Annotated in this window: 16 protein-coding genes and 1 tRNA gene; 3 read left to right on the top strand and 14 right to left on the bottom strand. The window is 57.8% G+C overall.

Annotated elements, in window-relative coordinates; all coding sequences use genetic code 11:
- Positions 1–19: 19 nt before the first annotated feature.
- The 14 genes from NF616_RS12105 to NF616_RS12040 all read right to left on the bottom strand — a co-directional run bounded on the left by NF616_RS12105 (position 20) and on the right by NF616_RS12040 (position 14,845).
- The gene (locus tag NF616_RS12105; protein WP_252273530.1) at positions 20–634 is read right to left on the bottom strand and encodes a NeuD/PglB/VioB family sugar acetyltransferase; all 615 of its coding nucleotides are present in this window, start codon (positions 632–634) and stop codon (positions 20–22) included.
- Positions 631–2,280: a glycosyltransferase gene (locus NF616_RS12100; protein WP_252273529.1), complete on the bottom strand. Its 1,650-nt coding sequence runs from the start codon at positions 2,278–2,280 to the stop codon at positions 631–633. Before NF616_RS12100 ends, NF616_RS12105 begins: the two co-directional genes overlap by 4 nt.
- Complete coding sequence (locus tag NF616_RS12095; RefSeq protein WP_252273528.1) at positions 2,271–4,508, bottom strand: glycosytransferase; 2,238 nt, start codon at positions 4,506–4,508, stop codon at positions 2,271–2,273. Before NF616_RS12095 ends, NF616_RS12100 begins: the two co-directional genes overlap by 10 nt.
- Positions 4,505–5,257 (bottom strand): ABC transporter ATP-binding protein, encoded by a 753-nt coding sequence (locus NF616_RS12090; RefSeq protein WP_252273527.1) that lies wholly within the window; start codon positions 5,255–5,257, stop codon positions 4,505–4,507. The genes NF616_RS12095 and NF616_RS12090 overlap by 4 nt, the downstream gene beginning before the upstream one ends.
- Positions 5,254–5,985 carry an ABC transporter permease gene (locus tag NF616_RS12085; protein WP_252273526.1) on the bottom strand — a complete coding sequence of 244 codons (732 nt, stop codon included), beginning with the start codon at positions 5,983–5,985 and terminating at the stop codon, positions 5,254–5,256. Before NF616_RS12085 ends, NF616_RS12090 begins: the two co-directional genes overlap by 4 nt.
- 270 nt (positions 5,986–6,255) lie before the next feature.
- Positions 6,256–7,338 (bottom strand): DegT/DnrJ/EryC1/StrS family aminotransferase, encoded by a 1,083-nt coding sequence (locus NF616_RS12080; RefSeq protein ID WP_252273525.1) that lies wholly within the window; start codon positions 7,336–7,338, stop codon positions 6,256–6,258.
- A 16-nt stretch (positions 7,339–7,354) separates the two neighbouring features.
- Positions 7,355–8,446, bottom strand: a complete 1,092-nt coding sequence (gene gmd, locus NF616_RS12075) for a GDP-mannose 4,6-dehydratase (RefSeq protein ID WP_252273524.1) — start codon at positions 8,444–8,446, stop codon at positions 7,355–7,357.
- 34 nt (positions 8,447–8,480) lie between these two features.
- Positions 8,481–9,914, bottom strand: a complete 1,434-nt coding sequence (locus NF616_RS12070; protein WP_252273523.1) for a mannose-1-phosphate guanylyltransferase/mannose-6-phosphate isomerase — start codon at positions 9,912–9,914, stop codon at positions 8,481–8,483.
- 271 nt (positions 9,915–10,185) lie between these two features.
- Positions 10,186–10,261: transfer RNA gene (locus NF616_RS12065), tRNA-Thr, on the bottom strand.
- Positions 10,262–10,592: 331 nt separating this feature from the next.
- Positions 10,593–11,798: a methyltransferase gene (locus NF616_RS12060; protein ID WP_252273522.1), complete on the bottom strand. Its 1,206-nt coding sequence runs from the start codon at positions 11,796–11,798 to the stop codon at positions 10,593–10,595.
- A gap of 70 nt (positions 11,799–11,868) precedes the next feature.
- On the bottom strand, positions 11,869–12,558 hold the full coding sequence (locus NF616_RS12055) for an ABC transporter permease (protein ID WP_252273521.1): 690 nt from the start codon (positions 12,556–12,558) through the stop codon (positions 11,869–11,871).
- Positions 12,558–13,250 (bottom strand): ABC transporter permease, encoded by a 693-nt coding sequence (locus NF616_RS12050; protein ID WP_252273520.1) that lies wholly within the window; start codon positions 13,248–13,250, stop codon positions 12,558–12,560. The genes NF616_RS12055 and NF616_RS12050 overlap by 1 nt, the downstream gene beginning before the upstream one ends.
- A gap of 55 nt (positions 13,251–13,305) precedes the next feature.
- Positions 13,306–14,058, bottom strand: coding sequence for an ABC transporter substrate-binding protein (locus NF616_RS12045; protein WP_252273519.1), 753 nt, complete (start codon positions 14,056–14,058; stop codon positions 13,306–13,308).
- Positions 14,059–14,071: 13 nt separating this feature from the next.
- Positions 14,072–14,845, bottom strand: coding sequence for an ABC transporter ATP-binding protein (locus NF616_RS12040; protein WP_252273518.1), 774 nt, complete (start codon positions 14,843–14,845; stop codon positions 14,072–14,074).
- A 434-nt stretch (positions 14,846–15,279) separates the two neighbouring features.
- Here NF616_RS12040 and NF616_RS12035 point away from each other — a divergent pair, with 434 nt between their 5' ends.
- The 3 genes from NF616_RS12035 to NF616_RS12025 are packed head-to-tail and all read left to right on the top strand — an operon-like array spanning position 15,280 to position 18,529.
- Positions 15,280–17,121, top strand: coding sequence for a CHASE2 domain-containing protein (locus NF616_RS12035; protein WP_252273517.1), 1,842 nt, complete (start codon positions 15,280–15,282; stop codon positions 17,119–17,121).
- Entirely contained in the window at positions 17,118–17,618 is a 501-nt protein-coding gene (locus tag NF616_RS12030) for an SH3 domain-containing protein (protein ID WP_252273516.1), read from the top strand. Before NF616_RS12035 ends, NF616_RS12030 begins: the two co-directional genes overlap by 4 nt.
- Before the next feature lie 14 nt (positions 17,619–17,632).
- A complete protein-coding gene (locus NF616_RS12025; RefSeq protein WP_252273515.1) occupies positions 17,633–18,529 on the top strand; it encodes a M48 family metalloprotease in 897 nt (298 codons plus the stop codon).
- The last annotated feature ends 304 nt before the right edge of the window (positions 18,530–18,833 follow it).

Here is an 18,833-nt window from a genome sequence, read left to right as displayed (position 1 = left end):
GGCTTAGGATTCTGAGGGCTCAAGATAACCTGTTGGCCGGCACGCCTACGTACGTGCCTGGAACGTTGGTTGAGCGATGTAGAACGGCGCCCGCACCGATCATTATGTGGTCGCCCACCGTCACGCCATCGATGATGGTGGCACCGGCTCCCAGCATCGAGAACGCACCCAAGGTGCTGCGTCCAGCGATGGTGGCGTTAACCGAGACATGGGAAAAGGCGCCTACCTTGGACTCATGCTCGATGATCGCGCCAGTATTGATAATGCAGCCTTGCGCTATCTCGGCCATGGGGCCGATGTGGGCGTGATGCCCGACGAAGCATCCCCCCTCAATGCTGCTGCCAGCACCGATGCTGGCCAGGGGCGATATGAGCGTCGTCGGGGTGAGGCCCAGAAGCGCTATCTCCCTGCATTGCTGCTGGCGTCTTTTATTATCCCCAGCGCCGGGGAACACGTCGCAGCTTTGAGAGAGGATATCCAGTTCTGCAAGCACAGCGTGGCCCATGAAGTTTTCACCTTCGCGCGCATTGCCATCTACGAACAGCAGGCTGGAATAGCCGCAGGAAAGTGCTACGTCGGCGACGCTGCGGGCATGTCCGCCGAAGCCCAGAATAATTAGCTGCTGGTTTTTCACGCCTGAGTCTTCTCGGGGTAGCCTTCGGATATGCGCTCAAGTACTTGCAGGTGCTCGTCGACAACATCAGCCCACGTACGCTGGGCGAGTTGCGCATAGGTTTTGCGTTGCACCGTCAGCAACTCATCCCGGTTGTCGAGCGCCCACTCGATCCGGCTGGCTAGATCCTGCCAATCATAGGGATCAAAGAAAGTCATCTCTTGAAGCCGCGGATCGGTCAGCACTTCTTCGGTGACAGGTATCTTGGCCATGACGACAGGCGTATCGACAGATAAGGCCTCCGTAAAGGTAAAGGGACAGCCCCCTTCGCTTAGGCTGGGGTTTATCGCTAAATCTGCAAGTTTGTAACATGCTGCTAGCTCGTTAACCTGCAAGCCCTTAAGGAAGAGTACATCATTCTCTAAAGATTTTTCTATTACAAAGGATTTGACACTTTCTATTGCATTTGGATTGCATGTAAGCAAAAGCTTATGATTGATTTTGTGTGTGCGCAGAAGATATTCATAGGCACGCAAGAGAGTTAGTAGATTTTTATTTGCTCGCAATTGACTTGCGTAAAATAGAAATTTGAAATTTATATTGTCAAATCCATAAGAGTAATCGGTTCCACATTTTCCTTTAATGGCCCCGTATAGCAGAGAGCGGCTGTAGCCATAGGAGGCAGCCTCCGGATTATCGAGGCCGATAATCGAAATCCATGGCTTTAAATTATTGGGGGCATGGTGAATTACTGATATGTCCTTGTCTCGTATTAGGTACTTGTTAATCAGGGTGTTAAATTTTACATCTTTACTGTAGGTAACAAAGTTCGTGCCTTGCCGAATGGCTTTCTCAATTTGCTCAAAATTATAAAGAACCCTGTCGCCACCTACGTTTGAAAAGCCGATGGCAAAGTCAGAAAGAACAACATCAGGGACGCACATCAGTTTCGGAGCATCAATTAGGTTGAATGACGGCCAAAAGGCGGTTGGGCTGTACCATGCTCGGACTTCAGGCATGCCCTCGATCATGTGATGCATGCGCTTTATTTCCGCAGATTCCATAGATTGGTACATTCTGGTCGAAAGCGTATCGTTCTTAGGTTGTGAAAGCATGCGATGCCAACGAGACCACATGCTGACTATAATTTGATTATGTCGGCCAAGTAGTCGGCGAATATTTTTTGGCGCCGAAGATAGAGCCAGTATTGTAATAAATATAGGAAGAAATGGCGCGCTAGCCAGCACTAGTAACGCCAGTGGTAGCAAGCGAAGCCCTAAAATAAGATAAGAGTCTGTCTGGGCAAGGTGGTTTAACGTTTTCTCAACTGTCGATGCTTTGTAGTTTATAGCCTTGCAATACAGTCGACCAAGCCATGATGGCTTCTTTGGTTTGCCCCTATAGCGTTTCCAGTGATTATAGAGTCTCAGCGCTGCAGGAAAGGTTTTTGGTGAAGCAATGGAAAAATTATTTTGAGGTACAGATTCGGCTAATAGCAGCTCTGTCAATTGCTCGCGTGACCAGCTGGGGCAGGCAATAATGAAATGAATATCCTGTCTCTGCGAAGCCCCCTTCAGAAATGAAGCTAAGTAGCGCCCAAGACCTTCGCCCCGTAAATCGATTGTAGGGGCGTAACAAAGATAAATCCCATAATATTTTATAGGCATTCCTGTATCGCCCTCCAGTACTCCATCGAAATCATCTCTATGTCATCTATTTGTGAGTTTTCAGTAGTGGGTGGCCTTCTTTTGTACGTTGGATATGAATCTTCCATGCTTTTAAGAGCCTGAGCCATTGCTCGTGGAGAAGCGTCGGTCATCCATGCTTGGTCGAGAGGGGCGTGCGAAGCTATTTCTCGTGCCGCAGGAGTATCGATGCTAATAGTAGGTATCGCTGCATTCGCTGCCCTCATTGGGATAATCATTCCCATATCAGAGGAGTCCATATTCCAAATAAACGCACATTTCGCGATTAATTTGTCATAAATGTTGAGGTCAGGGCTCTTGCGCCAATGAATATTATCTTTTGTTTTCTGTAAGAAAATCGCATCATCTAGGAGCTGCGGACGATGCTGTGCCAAAATCAGGCACTGAAGACTACCGTCCAGTTCTGCGTAGAAAAACTCCAAAATCTGTAGAGCTTTTTTGAGGCGCTGTTGAGTGCCGACATCTAGAATAAAATAATATGGTGTTATGTCAGGCTGGCTTGTATTTGCAGGTGGAAGCATTAGATAGGGGAGCTTAATTATATCTTTCGTCGGGACGCCGGCATATTGTGCGGCTTTGTCGAAAGTGCTCTGAGTTGTTACGAGTATTTTTTCTGCCGCTCTTATGGTGTTTAATCTGCTTTTTTCTTCGGGGATGAGAGCGTTTTCGGATTGGCGCTTGGGGTGATCATATATGAAATGGACTGTTGGTCGGATAGGCAGAAGCGGTTTATCTACCAAGTCGGAGACGACTAGCCAAAGATCACAATCTTGAATTTGCCTAATACCATCATCAACCGTAAGATAGTTTGCCTCTGTTGGCTCCCAACCCTCGTGGCCAGAGTACCGCATGGCTCTTTTGGCTTCGGATGAACTTAATTTTTTCCAGTTGAAGGATCTGCATTTAATATCTTTGTGTAGATCTATAAAGTCGCATTCCTCATATTCATTCCTTTCTGGATAAAGAAATATCACTTCCGCATAGCTTTTGGAAAGTTTGCTGCCGGTGAATATTGTGTTGGCGAGGATTTTTGCGACTTGGAAGTCTATCTCTTTTTCTGTTTTTGGAAATATTATAGCGATCTTCTTCTTTTTTGAGTGGCTTTTGTCGGTCTCTTCGTTTTTAAGAATTTGAAGTTCGCTTAGTATTTTTTTAAAGCTGCTCTGCCAGGCTGGTGCGCAGTTTTCGGCCTTTATTGCTGCTAGGAGGGCGCCTTGGCTTGCCCTAATTGAGTTAATTAGATTTTGGTCGCCGGAGAGTATTTTTCTTATTTTTTGTTTGGCTTCTGAAATGGATTTGCAGCGGCCTGGAAGCCCAACCCCTCCCATCCGATCTAAGAGGCCATTCGCCATAAAAATCAGTGGCATGCCTGCGGCAACTGCCTCAAAAGGATGATAATGGATATGATTTGGTTGTTGTGAGTGATAGAACATGACGCGATGCTCTCGCATATTTCGCTCATGTTCTTCTCTGGACACAAAGCCTATTACATTGGGGTTGTCAACATGGATAGGCTGTGCGCCTCCAATGGTGTAAGGGAACTCTCCGAAATTTATTAAGAAATCATTAAAGACTGATCCAAAATGACTTGAAGAGGCTATCCTTGGGCAGACAAATAGAATTTTTCTGCATTCGCCTGTCCATTCACTTGATCTGTCTGTGGTCGAAAGTCCCACAGGCAGAAAACAATTTCGGCTTGCAAGGAAATTTTGTTCTATTTGATATAAATGTTCGTAGCCTGCCCCGAACCAGAATCTCCGACCTAATGATTTTATTTGTCTAACTAGCCGCTCTCCGGAGTACTGGTAAATTAGTTGAGAATATGTTTGTCCGGCTGCATGCCCAAATACCCTAAGTACAATTATCCCTCTAAAATTAAGGGTGACTGACTTCAATTGATCAAGAAAAAAAGGTACGAATACAATGTCGAAATGTCGATTGGCAATTTCCCAGGATTCGGCGCTTGGACTTTCATACCAATTTTGAGCGTTAAGGATTTCAAGCTCTTCTTCGGTAATACTCAAGTCGGAGTCTAGAGAATACTCCACATTGGCAGAGAGGTTTCCTTCGTCATACGGGAAGCTCTTGGGTGTGTAGATCTCATCGATCCCGGCTGCTTTAAATTGAGCCGCTTCGAATTTTCTTAGCGTGGTATGGTTGATTAACCACATTGCGCGAGTTTTTTTCATTTCGCCTCAATTGATTTTTGATAGAAGCTAATGGAGTCATTGATGTTTCCATCAAAAATAATTTGACCGTGATTGAATACAAGTCCTCGCTCGCAGATGGCTGTAAGTGCGCCGAAGTCATGAGATGCGAGGACAAGTATTTCTGACTGCTCTATAAGCATTAATATGCGATCTTTGGCTTTAGCCATAAAGTTTGCATCGCCCGCACCTATTACTTCATCCAAGAGTAGAATTTCACCACCTACTGCCGTAGATATGGCGAATGCAAGACGCACCTGCATACCGGCGGAATATGTCTTGATTGGATAATCGATGAATTCGCCAAGGTCGGCAAAAGCAACAATTTCTTCTTCTCTTTCACGCATGAAGCTGGGGCTGAGCCCTAGAAGAAGGCCTCGGTAGAGGATATTTTCCCGGCCTGAAGCATCGGGCTCAAAGCCTAAGCTCAGGTCAAATAATGAACGGACAGTGCCTGTTACGCGGCGACGCCCTGAGGAAATCGGATATAGGCCAGCAAGCATCTTCAGGAAAGTGCTTTTGCCAGCTCCGTTGTGGCCTAGTAGGCCGACGCGCTCTCCAGGACCGATATCAAGGCTGATGTTCTTTAGCGCATGAACATCATGGATTTCATGATTTTTTCTAGTGACGCGCAGGGCGCTTCCCAGTAGGGATTTTAGTGAGCGTTCCTTGAAGGCTACTGAGGAGTAGTAGAGGTTGATATTTTCTAAGGTGATTTGGTTGTTTTTCATAGGTAAAAAATAACCTTTTTCTCGGCGCTTCGTCCTAGCAATGCAGCACTGGCGATCAGCGCGATGATCGTGCCCGCACAGAACGCGAAGTTCTCAATGGTGGGCCAGGTGCCCTGCAGCAGGGGCGCTCGGACGATCTCCAGTAGATGGTAGATCGGGTTGTAGTCCACCAGGGCATGCAACTCGCCACCCTTGAAAATCTTGGCTTCGAAATAAATAGGGGATACGAACCACATCGCTTGGAGGATTAGGCTTAGGGCGTGGGGCAGATCGCGGAAGCGGGTAGCGATATAGGCTAGGAAAGTTGCCAACGGCCAAGCAATTAATCCTAAAATTGGAAAGATGGCGAGGGCGGCCAGCCAATGCCAGCCAAAATTGCCTGGCATGACTACCAATACCCAGGCGACCAATGTCAGGCTTGCCATGCCGAGCACAATGATATTGGTGAAGACGGTGCGCAGGGTGTAGATGGCGAGTGGATGGGTGCACTGCTTGATGTACGCATCCGCTTGGACGAAGGCCAGGGCCCCGCCGATAGCGGAGGCGGTTACGAACTCCCAGATGATCATGCCGGACAAGATGTAGGGGGCATATTCGTATATGTCCACTTTAAAAATCTTGCCGAATACTATCGATAGCAGCAGAGTCATTCCCAGTGGCTGGATGATGGTCCAGAGGATGCCGAAGAAGGATCGGCGCCAGCGGGATCTGAGGTCGGCAAAGGACAAGTGGGTCCAGAAATATCGGGATTTCCAGATGTCGGTTAGGTAACTAAACAAAGATTAAGCCTCATTTGTTATTTGAGCAGTTCCTGCGATGCAAGGCGTTGGTAACGCAATGTGAATTCCCCTGCATGCCGCCTTCTGGTTTCTTTAGTCTTCATCATCGCTGCCGCTACAGAGATTGAACTTAATCTCTAGTACAGCTTGCTTAACAGTCAGCCACAAAAACATAAAGCCGGGAGCATGAGTATTCATGCTCTCGGCTTCTTTGTCTTATTAGCTCAAGAACTTTTTGATTTCGGCGCAAATCTCGGAAACTTGGTTTTCTGTCAGATCAGGATAACTAGGCAGGTTTACGCCCCGCGCCCCAAGGGAATCGGCAACCGGGAAGGACTCCCCGGTTACGCAATGCGGCATGGAGTGCGCGGGGTAGAAGAGTGGTCGAGTTTCTATGCCCGCCTTCTTCAGATGCTCACGCAGAGCGGGCCGGCTATCAGCATTGTTCAGAAGGATGGAGCACATCCAGAAGGAGTGCACCGTATCCGGCTGCTCGTCATGAGTTTTCAGCGGCAACCCGGCAAGGCCGGTTCTGTACCAGTCGGCAATCTGCCGCTTCTTGGCCAGCACTACGTCCGCATTTTCCAGCTGAGCGAGGCCAATAGCAGCGCAGATATTGGTCATCCGGTAGTTGTAGGCTACCGAGTCATGCCAATACTCCTGGGTTTGGGAAACACCCTGATTTTTCAGATGAAAAGCGCGCTCGATTGTGGCCTTTTCCTTGGCCACCACCATGCCGCCTTCACCTGTTGTGATGGTCTTGTTACCGAAGAAGCTGAAAGTGGCGATGTCGCCGAAGGTGCCGACGTGTTGCCCTTTGTAGAGGGTGCCAAACGCTTCGGCGCAGTCTTCGATCAGCAGCAGTTCATGTTCGCGGCAAATCTGCACTAGTTCGTCCATCCCGCAGGCCTGTCCGTAGAGATGGACTGCCATTACCGCCTTGGTTCTCGGGGTGATCTTCCTGCGGACGTCGGCAGGGTCGACCTGCCAAGTCTCTTCGAGAGATTCGACGAACACCGGTTTGGCGCCGGCCTGAAGGATGGTATTAACCGATGCGATATAGGTCAGCGTTGGAACGATGACTTCGTCGCCGGGGCCGACGCCGATGGCTTCCAACGCCAGGTGAATTGCGACGGTACCGTTGCAAACGCTGGTGGCATGCGCGGCGCCGGTATATTCAGCGAAGCCATTCTCAAATCGAGCGATAAACTCTCCTTTGGAGGAGATCCAGCTCGAGTCTAGGCACTGGTTTACATACTCTTTTTCACGGCCGGTGAAATGAGGTTGATAGACCGGAATCATGCGCTATCGCCTGTGATTATTCGTTGTAGTTGAAGTACTTGAAGCCGTGCTGCTTGACCAGTTCGTCGCGCTGAGCTTCTTTCAGGTCTTCGCGCATCATCTCGGAAACCAGTTCCTGGAACGTGGTTCTCGGGACCCAGCCAAGTTTCTCTTTAGCTTTAGTAGGGTCACCGAGCAGGGTTTCAACTTCCGCAGGCCGGAAATAGCGAGGATCCACGGCTACGATGCACTTGCCAGTCGCCACGTCATAGCCCTTCTCTTCCGCATCTTTGCCTTCCCAGCGAATCTCGATGCCGATCTCTTTGGCTGCAAGCTCTACGAACTCGCGTACCGAATGCTGTTCGCCGGTAGCAATCACGAAGTCTTCCGGATTGTCTTGCTGCAGCATCAGCCATTGCATTTCGACATAGTCGCGAGCATGGCCCCAGTCACGAAGCGCATTCATGTTGCCCAGGTACAGGCAGTCCTGAAGGCCAAGCTTGATGCGAGCCAGAGCGCGGGTGATCTTTCGGGTTACGAACGTCTCGCCGCGAATCGGGGACTCATGATTAAAGAGGATGCCGTTGCAAGCATAGATGCCGTATGCCTCGCGATAGTTAACGGTGATCCAATAGGCGTACATCTTGGCGACGGCGTAGGGTGAGCGGGGATAGAAGGGCGTAGTTTCCTTCTGTGGGATCTCTTGAACGAGACCATAGAGCTCCGAAGTAGAAGCCTGATAGAAACGGGTTTTCTTCTCGAGGCCTGCGATGCGGATCGCTTCTAGGATGCGTAGGGCGCCCAGAGCATCCGAATTCGCCGTGTACTCGGGCTCCTCGAACGATACGGCAACATGGCTTTGTGCTGCCAAGTTATAAATCTCGTCAGGCTTTACCTGTTGCACGATGCGAATCAAGCTCGACGAGTCTGTCAGATCGCCGTAGTGGAGAGTCAGGTCATAACCTTTATTGTGCGGGTCATGGTACAGGTGATCAATGCGATCAGTGTTAAACAGGGAGGCGCGGCGGCGAACGCCATGGACTTCATAGCCTTTAGCCAGTAGGAACTCTGCCAGATAGGCGCCATCTTGGCCTGTGATACCGGTGATCAGTGCAATTTTCTTGCTCATGGTGATGCTCACTAATTTTGAAGGGTTTGAAGTCTTATTTGCGGCCATATATATCTTGGAAGCGAACTATATCGTCCTCTCCCAAGTAGTCGCCGCTTTGAACCTCGATCAGTATCAGATCGATAACGCCAGGGTTCTCCAAGCGATGCTGATGGCCGGCCGGAATGAAAGTTGACTCGTTGGTGTTGAGCATGAGCTCCCGTTCACCATTGATCACTTTTGCCATGCCACTTACGACAATCCAGTGCTCGCTGCGATGGTGGTGCATTTGTAGTGAGAGCGAGGCGCGTGGCTTTACCTTGATGCGCTTGATCTTGAAGCGCTCACCTTCTTCCAGAGTAGTGTAAGTGCCCCATGGACGATGCACAGTTCTATGGAGCAGATGCGTTTCATGTCCGCTCTTCTTCAGTTGGCCGACAATATGTTTTACGTCTTGGGTACAGGACTTGTGGGTTACGAGAATTGCGTCGGGAGTGTCGACCACAACAAGGTCACTGACCCCGACCATGGCGGTTAGGCGCTCGGGACTATGAACGAAGTTGCCGTGCGCGCCATGAGTGAGAATCTCGCCGATGCAGCGATTGCCATTCCCATCAATCGGGGTCAGCTCAGCCATGGCATTCCACGATCCGATATCGCTCCAGTCAAGCTCGCATGGAACCGTGGCGACTCTGCTCGAGCGCTCCATTAGCGCGTAGTCAATGGATATGTCCGGTACGTCAGCAAAAGTGGCCGGATCCAGATTTACGCAGGCGTAGCCGCTGCCTTGGCTCAATCGCGAGGCGTCTACGGCGGTTTGAACCTTGCTTAGGACATCGGGAGCGTGTTGCTCCAGCTGAGCGATCAATGTGCCCGCCGTGAAGCAGAACATCCCAGAGTTCCAATAATAATTGCCGGCTTCCAAGTAACCTTGCGCGGTCTGCAGATCGGGCTTTTCAACGAAGCAAGCCACCTTAAGCCCTGCGGAAAGGTGAGTGCTGCGATCCGCCTCGATATAGCCGAAGCCAGTCTCCGGGCAGGTCGGCGTTATGCCGAACGTCACGAGCCAGCCCTCCGCTGCCAATATCCGAGCCTGATTAACCGCGTTAGCAAATGCTCCATCGTCCCGAATTAAATGGTCGGCGGGCATTACCAGCATTACGGCTTCTTCGCCATGCACCTGGCGCATCTGTATGGCAGCCGCCGCGATGGCTGCTGCTGTATTACGGCCGAAGGGTTCAAGCACATAGCTGAGCTTGCAGCGAGATTGCGTATGGGGGCGATACAAATCTTCGGTGGCAAACAGCAACTCCCGATTGGTCACTGTCATTACCTCATCAACCCCCTCAAGGCGGAGCGCTCGAAGAAGGGTTTTCTGCAGCAGGCTTTGGCCGTCGGGAAGCGGTATGAAGGGTTTAGGATGTGCTTCTCGTGAGACGGGCCAAAGGCGACTTCCTGCGCCTCCACAGATGATCACGGGGTACAGCATGAAATCGTAGTCCTTTGCAATTCTTACTTATAAAGCTCAGATGGAATCTGATTGGCAGCAGAAGGCGGCGTGTCCCACGTTGGCGCCTGAAAAATGGCAGAATGTTAACTGGTTGGTGGACATATGGATATGTACGCCGGCAGCTAATATCAGCTCATCCGACTATCGGAGGGGCTGCAAACAGGGGGCTTAACTGCTTGCCGCATCCCTTAGCCAATTTCAAGAGGCTAGCGGTGAAGCTAAAAAGCCCACCATTGGTGGGCTTTGCATTTGGTGCCGGCACCAGGAGTCGAACCCGGGACCTACTGATTACAAGTCAGTTGCTCTACCAGCTGAGCTATACCGGCGAAGGGGCCGCCATTATAGCCATTGCTTCGGTTGTGTAAACCAAAGCGCTCGATCGGTTTGTCAGGCCGCGAGGGCTAAGTAGGGAGGGCTGGATCGAGCGGGGGCGGCTATCAGCAGGTGTTTGTTTATGCACAAATATGAGTAGGGCGCGATGGGTGTGCGCAGATTGTGTGCGCTGATTCCGTGCTTCTTGTAATGAGCTGTTTTTTATAGACTTTTCGTCGTCGATCAAAAAATATACAGGCTTCGATCAGGCAAGCGTGGCCGGCTGCGCAGAGAGTTCTGCAGAAACTGCACACAGAGTTATCCACAGTCTCTGTGAGTAAGCGTTCAGGGCTTCTCAGCGACCAGTAGCAGGTTGCGCGGGGTGAGCTGATGGGCGCAGAAGGCGCCCAGGCGTACGCGGTAGCCCTGTTCTTCGAGAAACAGGGCCCGGTCGAGCAGCAGCCAGATTTCCAGCGGGCGGCGGAACAGGCTGCGGATCAGTTCCAGGTTGCGCACTTGCGCCAGGCGCTGCCATCCGGCGGCCTCCAGGGTGGGCCAGTCGATGGCGCCGGTCAGCGTTACGCTCTTGAGATCGGCCAAGTCGCGGCAGTAGGTTGGGAAGTCCTTGTCCAGCCAGCTCAGCGGTAGCGAGGGTGTCTGCAGGTATTCGTCCACACCGCGCTGCTGGCGTTGCAGCAGGTCGAAGGCCAGGCGGCGGGCCATGGACCGGTCGCGCTGGCGGCGTTGGCGCTGGCCGGCGGTCACGGTTTCGGATAAGGGCAGGCGAAGGTCGTCCTTTGATAGCTGCAGGCGCGAGGCCAGGGCCGGTGCGGACAGCGGCCGGTAGTGCTCGCCAGCGATGCGGTTGTAGCAGCAGGGTGCCACCGCCAGCTGTGCGCAGCCCGCCGCGCTGGCCAGTCGCAGCAGGCGCACGTGTAGGTCGCCGCAGGCATGCAGGGCCACCGGCGTGTGCTCGGCGTGCAGGCGCTCGCTGGCATCGGCAGCCAGCACATCCTGTTGCAGATGGCGGGCCTCGAGGCTCAGGCGCTCGCTCATCCGTTGCCCTGTTTCCACTAGCTGTGGGTCGTATTCCAGGCAGGTCAGCCGCTGGCCGCCCTGGGCCAGCAGGCGGCCGAGATGGCCTTTGCCGGCACACCAGTCCAGCCAGTGGCTCGGCTGTCGCTGGAACTGCAGGCGCCCGGCGAACGCGGCGATCTGCTGCCACTTGCGTCCCGGTACGTCGACGCTCAGGCGGTCGGGCAGCGGGCCCAGCTCATGCGCTCGTAGCTCGCCGATGTGCGTCAGCTCGGTGGCTCGTCGCGCCAGCTCGGGGAATGGTGCAGGGGCCGATAAGCGCTCGGGATGATTGTGCTCGGCCTCCGCTTGCTCCAGGCTGCGGCTGCGCAGCCAGATGGCCAGCTCGGGGTGCTCGGTTTCCCATGGCAGCACGCGGTAGGTAAAGGGCTTGGGGCGCCACAGGTGCTGGTGGGCGAGGAGGAAGCCGTCCAGGGCATCGAAGCGTTCGCGCAGGGCGGGGCCGGTGAGGATCATGCGAGGGCTTGGGGTGGCGGCGATGCCGGCATTCTATCCCTCTCCCGCCGCGGGAGAGGGATGCGGCGAATCAGCGGCCCTGGCAGGCGTCGACGCGTAGCCAGCGCTCCAGCTGTTTGAAGGCCTGGACCAGCACGAAGGCGATGACCAGGTAGAACACGCCCGCCGCGAAGAAGATCTCTACCGGCAGGTAGGTGCGCGCGATGATGGTGCGCGACATGCCGGTCAGCTCCAGCAAGGTGATGGTGCTGGCCAGGGCGCTGGCCTTGAGCATCAGGATCACTTCGTTGCTGTAGGCCGGCAGGCCGATGCGCGCGGCGCGCGGCAGGATGATGTAGAGCATCGCCTGGGCGCGTGACATGCCCAGCGCGCGAGCGGCCTCGATCTCGCCGGGCGGCACGGCCTGGATGGCGCCGCGCAGGATCTCGGCGATATAGGCCGCGGTGTGCAGGGTCATGGTGATGATCGCGCACCAGTACGGATCGCGCAGGTACGGCCAGAGCGGGCCTTGGCGCACCGCATCGAATTGCGCCAGGCCGTAGTAGACCAGGAACAGCTGCACCAGCAGCGGGGTGCCGCGGAAGAAGAAGATGTAACCATAGGGCAGGGCGCGCACGTACCAATGCTTGGAGGCGCGGGCGATGCCCATGGGCAGGGCGAGAATCAGCCCGGCCACCACGGCGATGGCGACCAGCTCGAGGGTCAGCTGGGCGCCCTCGAGCAGCTTGGGCAGGTACTTGTAGATCACTTCCCAGTTCATCAGACGCTCCGCACGAAGCCGCGGCTGGCGCGCTTCTCGAGGAAGTGCATGCCGATCATGGCGATGACGGTCAGGCCCAGGTAGATGAAGGCGGCGACCATATAGAAGGTGAAGGGCTCCTTGCTGGCGGTCACGGCGATCTGCGAGCGGCGCATGACCTCCTCGAGGCCGATGACCGAGACCAGGGCGGTGTCCTTCATCAGGATCATGAACAGGTTGCCAAGGCCGGGCAGGGCGATGCGCCACATCTGCGGCAGGATCAGCTTCCACAGGATGCGACCCTTGGACATGCCGAGAGCCATGCCGGCCTCGCGGTGGCCCTTGGGAATCGCCAGGATGGCGCCGCGGAACACCTCGGTGGCATAGGCGCCGAAGCACAGGCCGAGGGCGATGGAGCCGGCGGCGAACGGTGTCAGCTCCAGGCTGCCGACGCCGAGGAATTCACCGAGGGCGGCCAGGCCCTGGACGGTGCCGAAATAGATGAGCAGGACCCAGAGCAGCTCGGGCACGCCGCGTACGAGGGTCGAGTAGGTACCGCCAAGCCATTGCAGCGGCTTGTGCGAGGAAGTCTTGGCCAGGGCGCCGAGCAGCCCGAGCACCAGGCCGATGGCCAGGGCGAACAGGGCCAGCTGGATGGTCACCAGCGTGCCGGCGGCGAGGGCGGGGCCGAAGCCGTGCAGGTCGAGAATCATGGGGGGCTACTGCAGAAGACGGCCGCCGCCCATGGGGCGGCGGCGGTCGGACGCATCAGTAGATGCTGAACGGGAAGTACTTGTCGTTGATCTGCTTGTAGGTGCCGTCTTCGACGATGGCCTTCAGCGCGGTGTTCAGCTTCTCGCGCAGCGGGTCGCCCTTGCGTACGGCGATGGCGATCTTGTCGTTATCGAAGACCGGGTCGCCCTTGAACTCGAAGTCCTTGCCGGCGTCGCTCTTCAGCCATTCCCAGTTGACGAACTTGTCGGCCAGCACGCCGTCGAGGCGGCCGGAGGCCAGGTCGAGGTAGGCGTTTTCCTGGGTGTCGTACAGCTTGATCTCGACGGTGTCGGACATGTTGTCCTCCAGCCAGGTGCCGGCGATGGTGGCGCGCTGGGCACCGATCACTTTGCCCTTGAGGCTGGCCTTGTCGGCTTTGAAGTCAGCGCTTTTCGGGGCGATGAACTGCAGCTTGTTGGTGTAGTAGGCGTCGGTGAAGTCGACGGCGGCCTTGCGCTCTTCGGTGATCGACATGGAGGCGGCGAGGAAGTCGAACTTCTTGGCGTTCAGGGCCGGGATGATGCCGTCCCAGTCGGAAGTGACCACTTCGCACTCGGCGCCCATCTTGGCGCACAGGGCCTGGGCGATCTCTACGTCGAAGCCGCCGACCTTGCCGCTGGCGTCGATCAGGTTGAAGGGGGGGTAGGCGCCTTCGGTGCCGATCTTCAGTTTGTCGGCGGCCATCGCCTGGGTGCCGAATGCCAGGGTGGCGACGGCGGCCAGCAGGATCTTCTTATAGTTCTGCATGCGTGTTGCTCCGTTAGTGATTGCTGGACATGAATTGTTTGCAGCGTGCCGATTGCGGGCTGGTGAACACCAGCTCGGGCGGCCCTTGCTCCTCCACCAGACCCTGGTGAAGGAATACCACTTCACTGGACACCTGCCGAGCGAAGTTCATCTCGTGGGTGACCAGCAGCATGGTGCGGCCTTCCTCGGCAAGCGCGCGGATCACGTTAAGCACTTCCTGTACCATTTCCGGGTCGAGGGCCGAAGTCGGCTCGTCGAACAGGATCACCTTGGGCTGCATGGCCAGGGTGCGGGCGATGGCGGCGCGCTGCTGCTGGCCGCCGGAGAGCTGATTCGGGTAGGCATGGCGCTTGTCGGCGATGCCGACCTTGGCCAGCAGTGCCTCGGCCACCTCGGTGGCTTCGGCACGGCTCTGGCCGAGCACGCGACGGGGAGCCTCGATGATGTTGTCGAGGATGGTCATGTGCGGCCACAGATTGAAATTCTGGAACACGAAGCCGATCTCGCTGCGCAGGCGATTGATCTGCTTGTTGTCGGCAGCCACCAGCTCGCCGTTCTTCGCCGCCTTCAGCTTGAGTTCCTCGCCGGCCACCAGAATCTGGCCCTGGTGCGGGTTCTCGAGCAGGTTGATGCAGCGCAGGAAAGTCGACTTGCCGGAGCCGGAGGAACCGAGGATGGAGATCACGTCGCCGTCGCGAGCGGTCAGCGAAATGCCCTTGAGCACTTCGAGGTCGCCGTAGCTTTTATGCAGGTTGCGGATTTCCAGCGCGGGCGTTGCCTCGGCCATGGGGGGTCCTCTTGGTTGCGGATGCGCTCCGGCTGCTGGTCGCCTTCCTGGCGTGCGGCTGAACCTAGCATAGCGTCAACGGAGCGCCAAGCCGGGTGCCGGCGCGGCGCAGCCCGGCCGCGGCCTGTTGTCGCATCATGACAGTTGCGTGTCGCGCTCAAACAAAAATGCCGGAAGCGATCGTCGATATCGCACGTGACGGTCCGATGGGCGCCGTCGGGGCGGGTAGAGACAGCGGTCCGATGCGCCCGATCGCGCTTCGGCGGTGTCGGCATATCGGGCCGGCCGGCGCGGGGCGCGCAGTGTACTGGAGTGGTGCGGCGAGGTGAAGCGCGCCGTCGATGGCCAATGGCCAGGATGTGGAGGTTCTTGCTAGAGTCGGCGCAGCTCCCCAGGGGATCGGGTCGAGCGCGACCAATCTCCAGGGAGCACCCATGCAGCAGGCGCCGCAGTCATCCAGGGCCTTTCGTGCCAGCCTGTGGCTGGCCTTCGGCCTGGTCGCCGTTCTGCTGCCGCTGCTCCATCTGTGGGCGCCCGCCCAGCGCTGGAGCAATGTCCATGGCGACTGGCTGATCCGTCAGCGCGCCACACTGCAGACACCCGACCCGCGCATCGTCGTGGTCGACATCGACGACACCAGCCTGCAGGCCCTGGTCGGCGAGGCCGGCAAGTGGCCCTGGCCGCGCTCGATGCATGCCGAACTCCTCGAACACCTGCTGGCGCAGCAGGCCGAGGCGGTGGTGTTCGACGTGCTGTTCAGCGAGGCCGACCGCTTCCATCCCGATGCCGACGCCTATTTCGGCGAAGTGCTGGCCGCGAGCGACCGGGTTTACCTGGCCGCGTTGCAGCAGCAGGCCAGCAATCCGGCCGAGGCGCCGCTGCTCGCGGACTACCCGCCGACCGCAGGCCTGCTCCCGGGCCGCGACGCGCGGCAGCGCGGCGTGTTGCTGCTGCCCTGGGCCGTTGCGCCGGAGCACTGGAAGACCGGCACCATCAACTTCACCCAGGACGCCGACGGCGTCGGCCGGCGCTACGACATCCATCGTCGCTTCGGCGACTGGCGCATGCCCTCGCTGCCGGCGCGGGTGGCGCAGGACCGCGGTGTGGCGCTGCCGGCCGTCGACAGCTTTCTGCTCGATTGGCGCAGCGCCGAGCGCGTGCCCTATCCACGCATCTCTTTCGCGGCCGCCTTGGCCCAGGCGCGTGGCGAGGCGGGCCAGCTGCCGGCCGATTACTTCGCTGGCAAGATCGTGGTGATCGGCACCACCGCCGCCGGCCTCTACGACCTGCGCCGCACGCCGCTGGACGACCTCTATCCGGCGGTGTTCATCCTCGCCACCGCCATCGACAACCTGCTCAACGGCCAGCAGCTGCACGCAGCGCCGGCCTGGGGCATGGCGCTGTCGGGCATCGTCCTGCTGCTCGGCCTGCACCTCCTTTTATTACGCGAGCGCCTGCTGGTCGCGGGACTGATGACCCTGGGCGCCAGCGGGGCGCTGTTGCTGGGCTCCTATCTATTGGTGTTGCAGGGCGTGCTGGTATCGGTACTGCCCGGCCTGCTGGCGCTCTGGCTGCTGCTGGCGCTGGCGCTGGCGGTGTTCTATCGGCGCCGGCGCCGGCAGCTGTCCGACACCATCAGCCTGTTCAGCCGCTTCCTCGATCCCAAGGTGGTGGCGCAGCTGGTCGCTCGCGAGAACCCGCAGGGCCTGCTGGCCAGCCGCGAATGCCAGCTCACCGTGCTGTTCTCGGATATCCGCGGTTTCACCACCATGTCCGAGCGGCACAGTGCCCAGGAGATCATGCAGATCCTGGAGAACTATTTCGCCGGCCAGGTCGACGTGCTGTTCAGGCACCACGCGACGCTCGACAAGTTCATCGGCGACGCGATCATGGCCTTCTGGGGCGCGCCGCAGGACAACCCCAACCAGGCGGTGGACGCGGTCGGCGCGGCGCTGGAGATGATCGACAACGTCGAGCGCTATCGGCGCGACTTCGACCACCCCGACTTCGACATCGGCATCGGCCTGCACACCGGGCCCGCGGTGGTCGGCATGGTCGGGACCAGCAAGCGCTACGACTACACCGCCATCGGCGACACGGTGAACCTGGCCAGCCGCATCGAGGGGCTGACCAAGGACCGTGCCCGTCTGCTGGTGTCGGCCGCCACCATGCAGGCCTGCGGCGATGCCTTCGACTTCGTGCCCCACGGCGACTTCCAGGTGAAGGGCCGCGTCGAGCCGGTGACCCTCTTCGAACCCAGGAGAAAGACGTTATGAGAAGTACCCTCTCCGCTGTCCTGCTGATGCTGGCGGGTTGGCTGGGCAGCGCCATGGCGCTGGCCGATGTGCGCAGCGGCATCACCGTCGAGACCACCGCCCTGCGCGAGAGTGCCGGTGCCGGCGCCGCCGTGCTGCAGCAGTTGCCGGCACAGACGCGCCTGGACATCCACAAGCGCCAGGGCGGCTGGTACCAGGTGCAGACTGCCGCCGGCCAGCAGGGCTGGGTGGCGCTGCTGGCGGTGCGCTTCGACAAGTCTGCCGGCGCCAAGGGCGGCAACATCGGCGCGCTGCTGGAGAGCAGCACCGCGGTGGAACCGGCCAGCGGCGTGGCCACCGGCGTGCGCGGCATCAGCGACGATCAGGTCGGCGGTGGCGGCGGCTCCGGCAGCCTGTCCCTGCAGCAGCTCGACCGCTACGCCGTTACGCCGGGCAACGCCCGCGCGTTCGCCCAGCAGGGCGGCCTGCGCAGCCAGTCCATCGCCTATCCCCAGTGAGCCGGAGCCGAGCCATGCACAAGATTCTTTGCCGTACCGCCCTGCTCGCCGCCATCTGCGCCGTGCTGCCCGCCTGCCAGAACCTGCAGGCCCTCGAGGGCGTGCAGATCCAGGGCGTCGACCTCACGCCGCTGGCCAGCGCCAGCCGCAACTTCAGCGAAATGGGCGAGAAGAGCCAGGACGAGGAACTGCTGATTGGCGCCAGCACCGCCGAGCTGCTACTCAAGCAGGCACCGCTGCTGGACGACGCCGGCGTGCAGGCGTACGTCAACCAGGTCGGCCGCTGGGTCGCGTTGAACAGCGAGCGGCCCGACCTGCCGTGGCGCTTCGGCGTGCTCGACAGCAGCGTGGTCGGCGCCTACGCCGCGCCCGGCGGCTACGTGTTCATCACCCGCGGCATGCTGGCGCAGATGGGCAGCGAGGCCGAGCTGGCCGGCGTGCTGGCCCACGAGGTGGCGCACGTGGTGCAGAAGCATCACCTGGCGGCGATCAAGCAGAAGGCGGGGGCGGGCCTGTTGAGCAATCTGTCGCAGTTCGCCCTGCAGGCGAGCCAGGCCAACTCGGGCGGCGCGACCGGCGCTCCGCCGTCTACCCAGCAGTTCGACCAGCTGGTGACCAACCTTTATACCCGCGGCCTGGATCGTGGCGACGAGTACGAGGCGGACGAGATGGGCGCGGTCATCGCCGCCCGCGCCGGCTACGACCCTTACGGCCTGGCCAATGTGCTGCAGGGGTTGGGGACCATGAAGCAGGACGATGCGACCCTGGTGACCTTCCTCAAGGTGCACCCGAACATCGGCGATCGCCTGACCCGCCTGGAGCCCACCTACCAGTACCTGGACAAGACGGCCGCCAGCGGCAGTCAGCAGACGCTGGACCAGCGCTACCGGAAGGTGCTTTCGGCCAAGTGATGCGGGCATTGGGTTCGCAGATCTGAGCTGGCAGGGAGGGCTCGTCCCGCTCGGCTAGTGCACCACCGGCCCTTCGGCGGGCTGCCGCTACGCGGCGAGGCCGCCCTACGGGAGGGGCCGTTTCTCGGTGTGGTGGTGTTGGCGCGGTGTCGGCACCGGACAACGGAGGGAGCACTCGCCCCGACGGGCGTGCTATCGGCGCCGCGTATTGGCGGGCTGCCGCTGTGCGGCGAGGCCGCCCTACGGGATGGCCGCTTCTCGGTGTGGTGGGGTTGGCGCAGTGTCTGCACCGGACAACGGAGGG

The organism is Pseudomonas subflava (genome assembly GCF_023823685.1).
GTDB lineage: Bacteria > Pseudomonadota > Gammaproteobacteria > Pseudomonadales > Pseudomonadaceae > Aquipseudomonas > Aquipseudomonas subflava.
The sequence above is the reverse complement of the archived record's forward strand: the minus strand, read 5'-3'. Positions and strand labels throughout refer to the sequence as shown.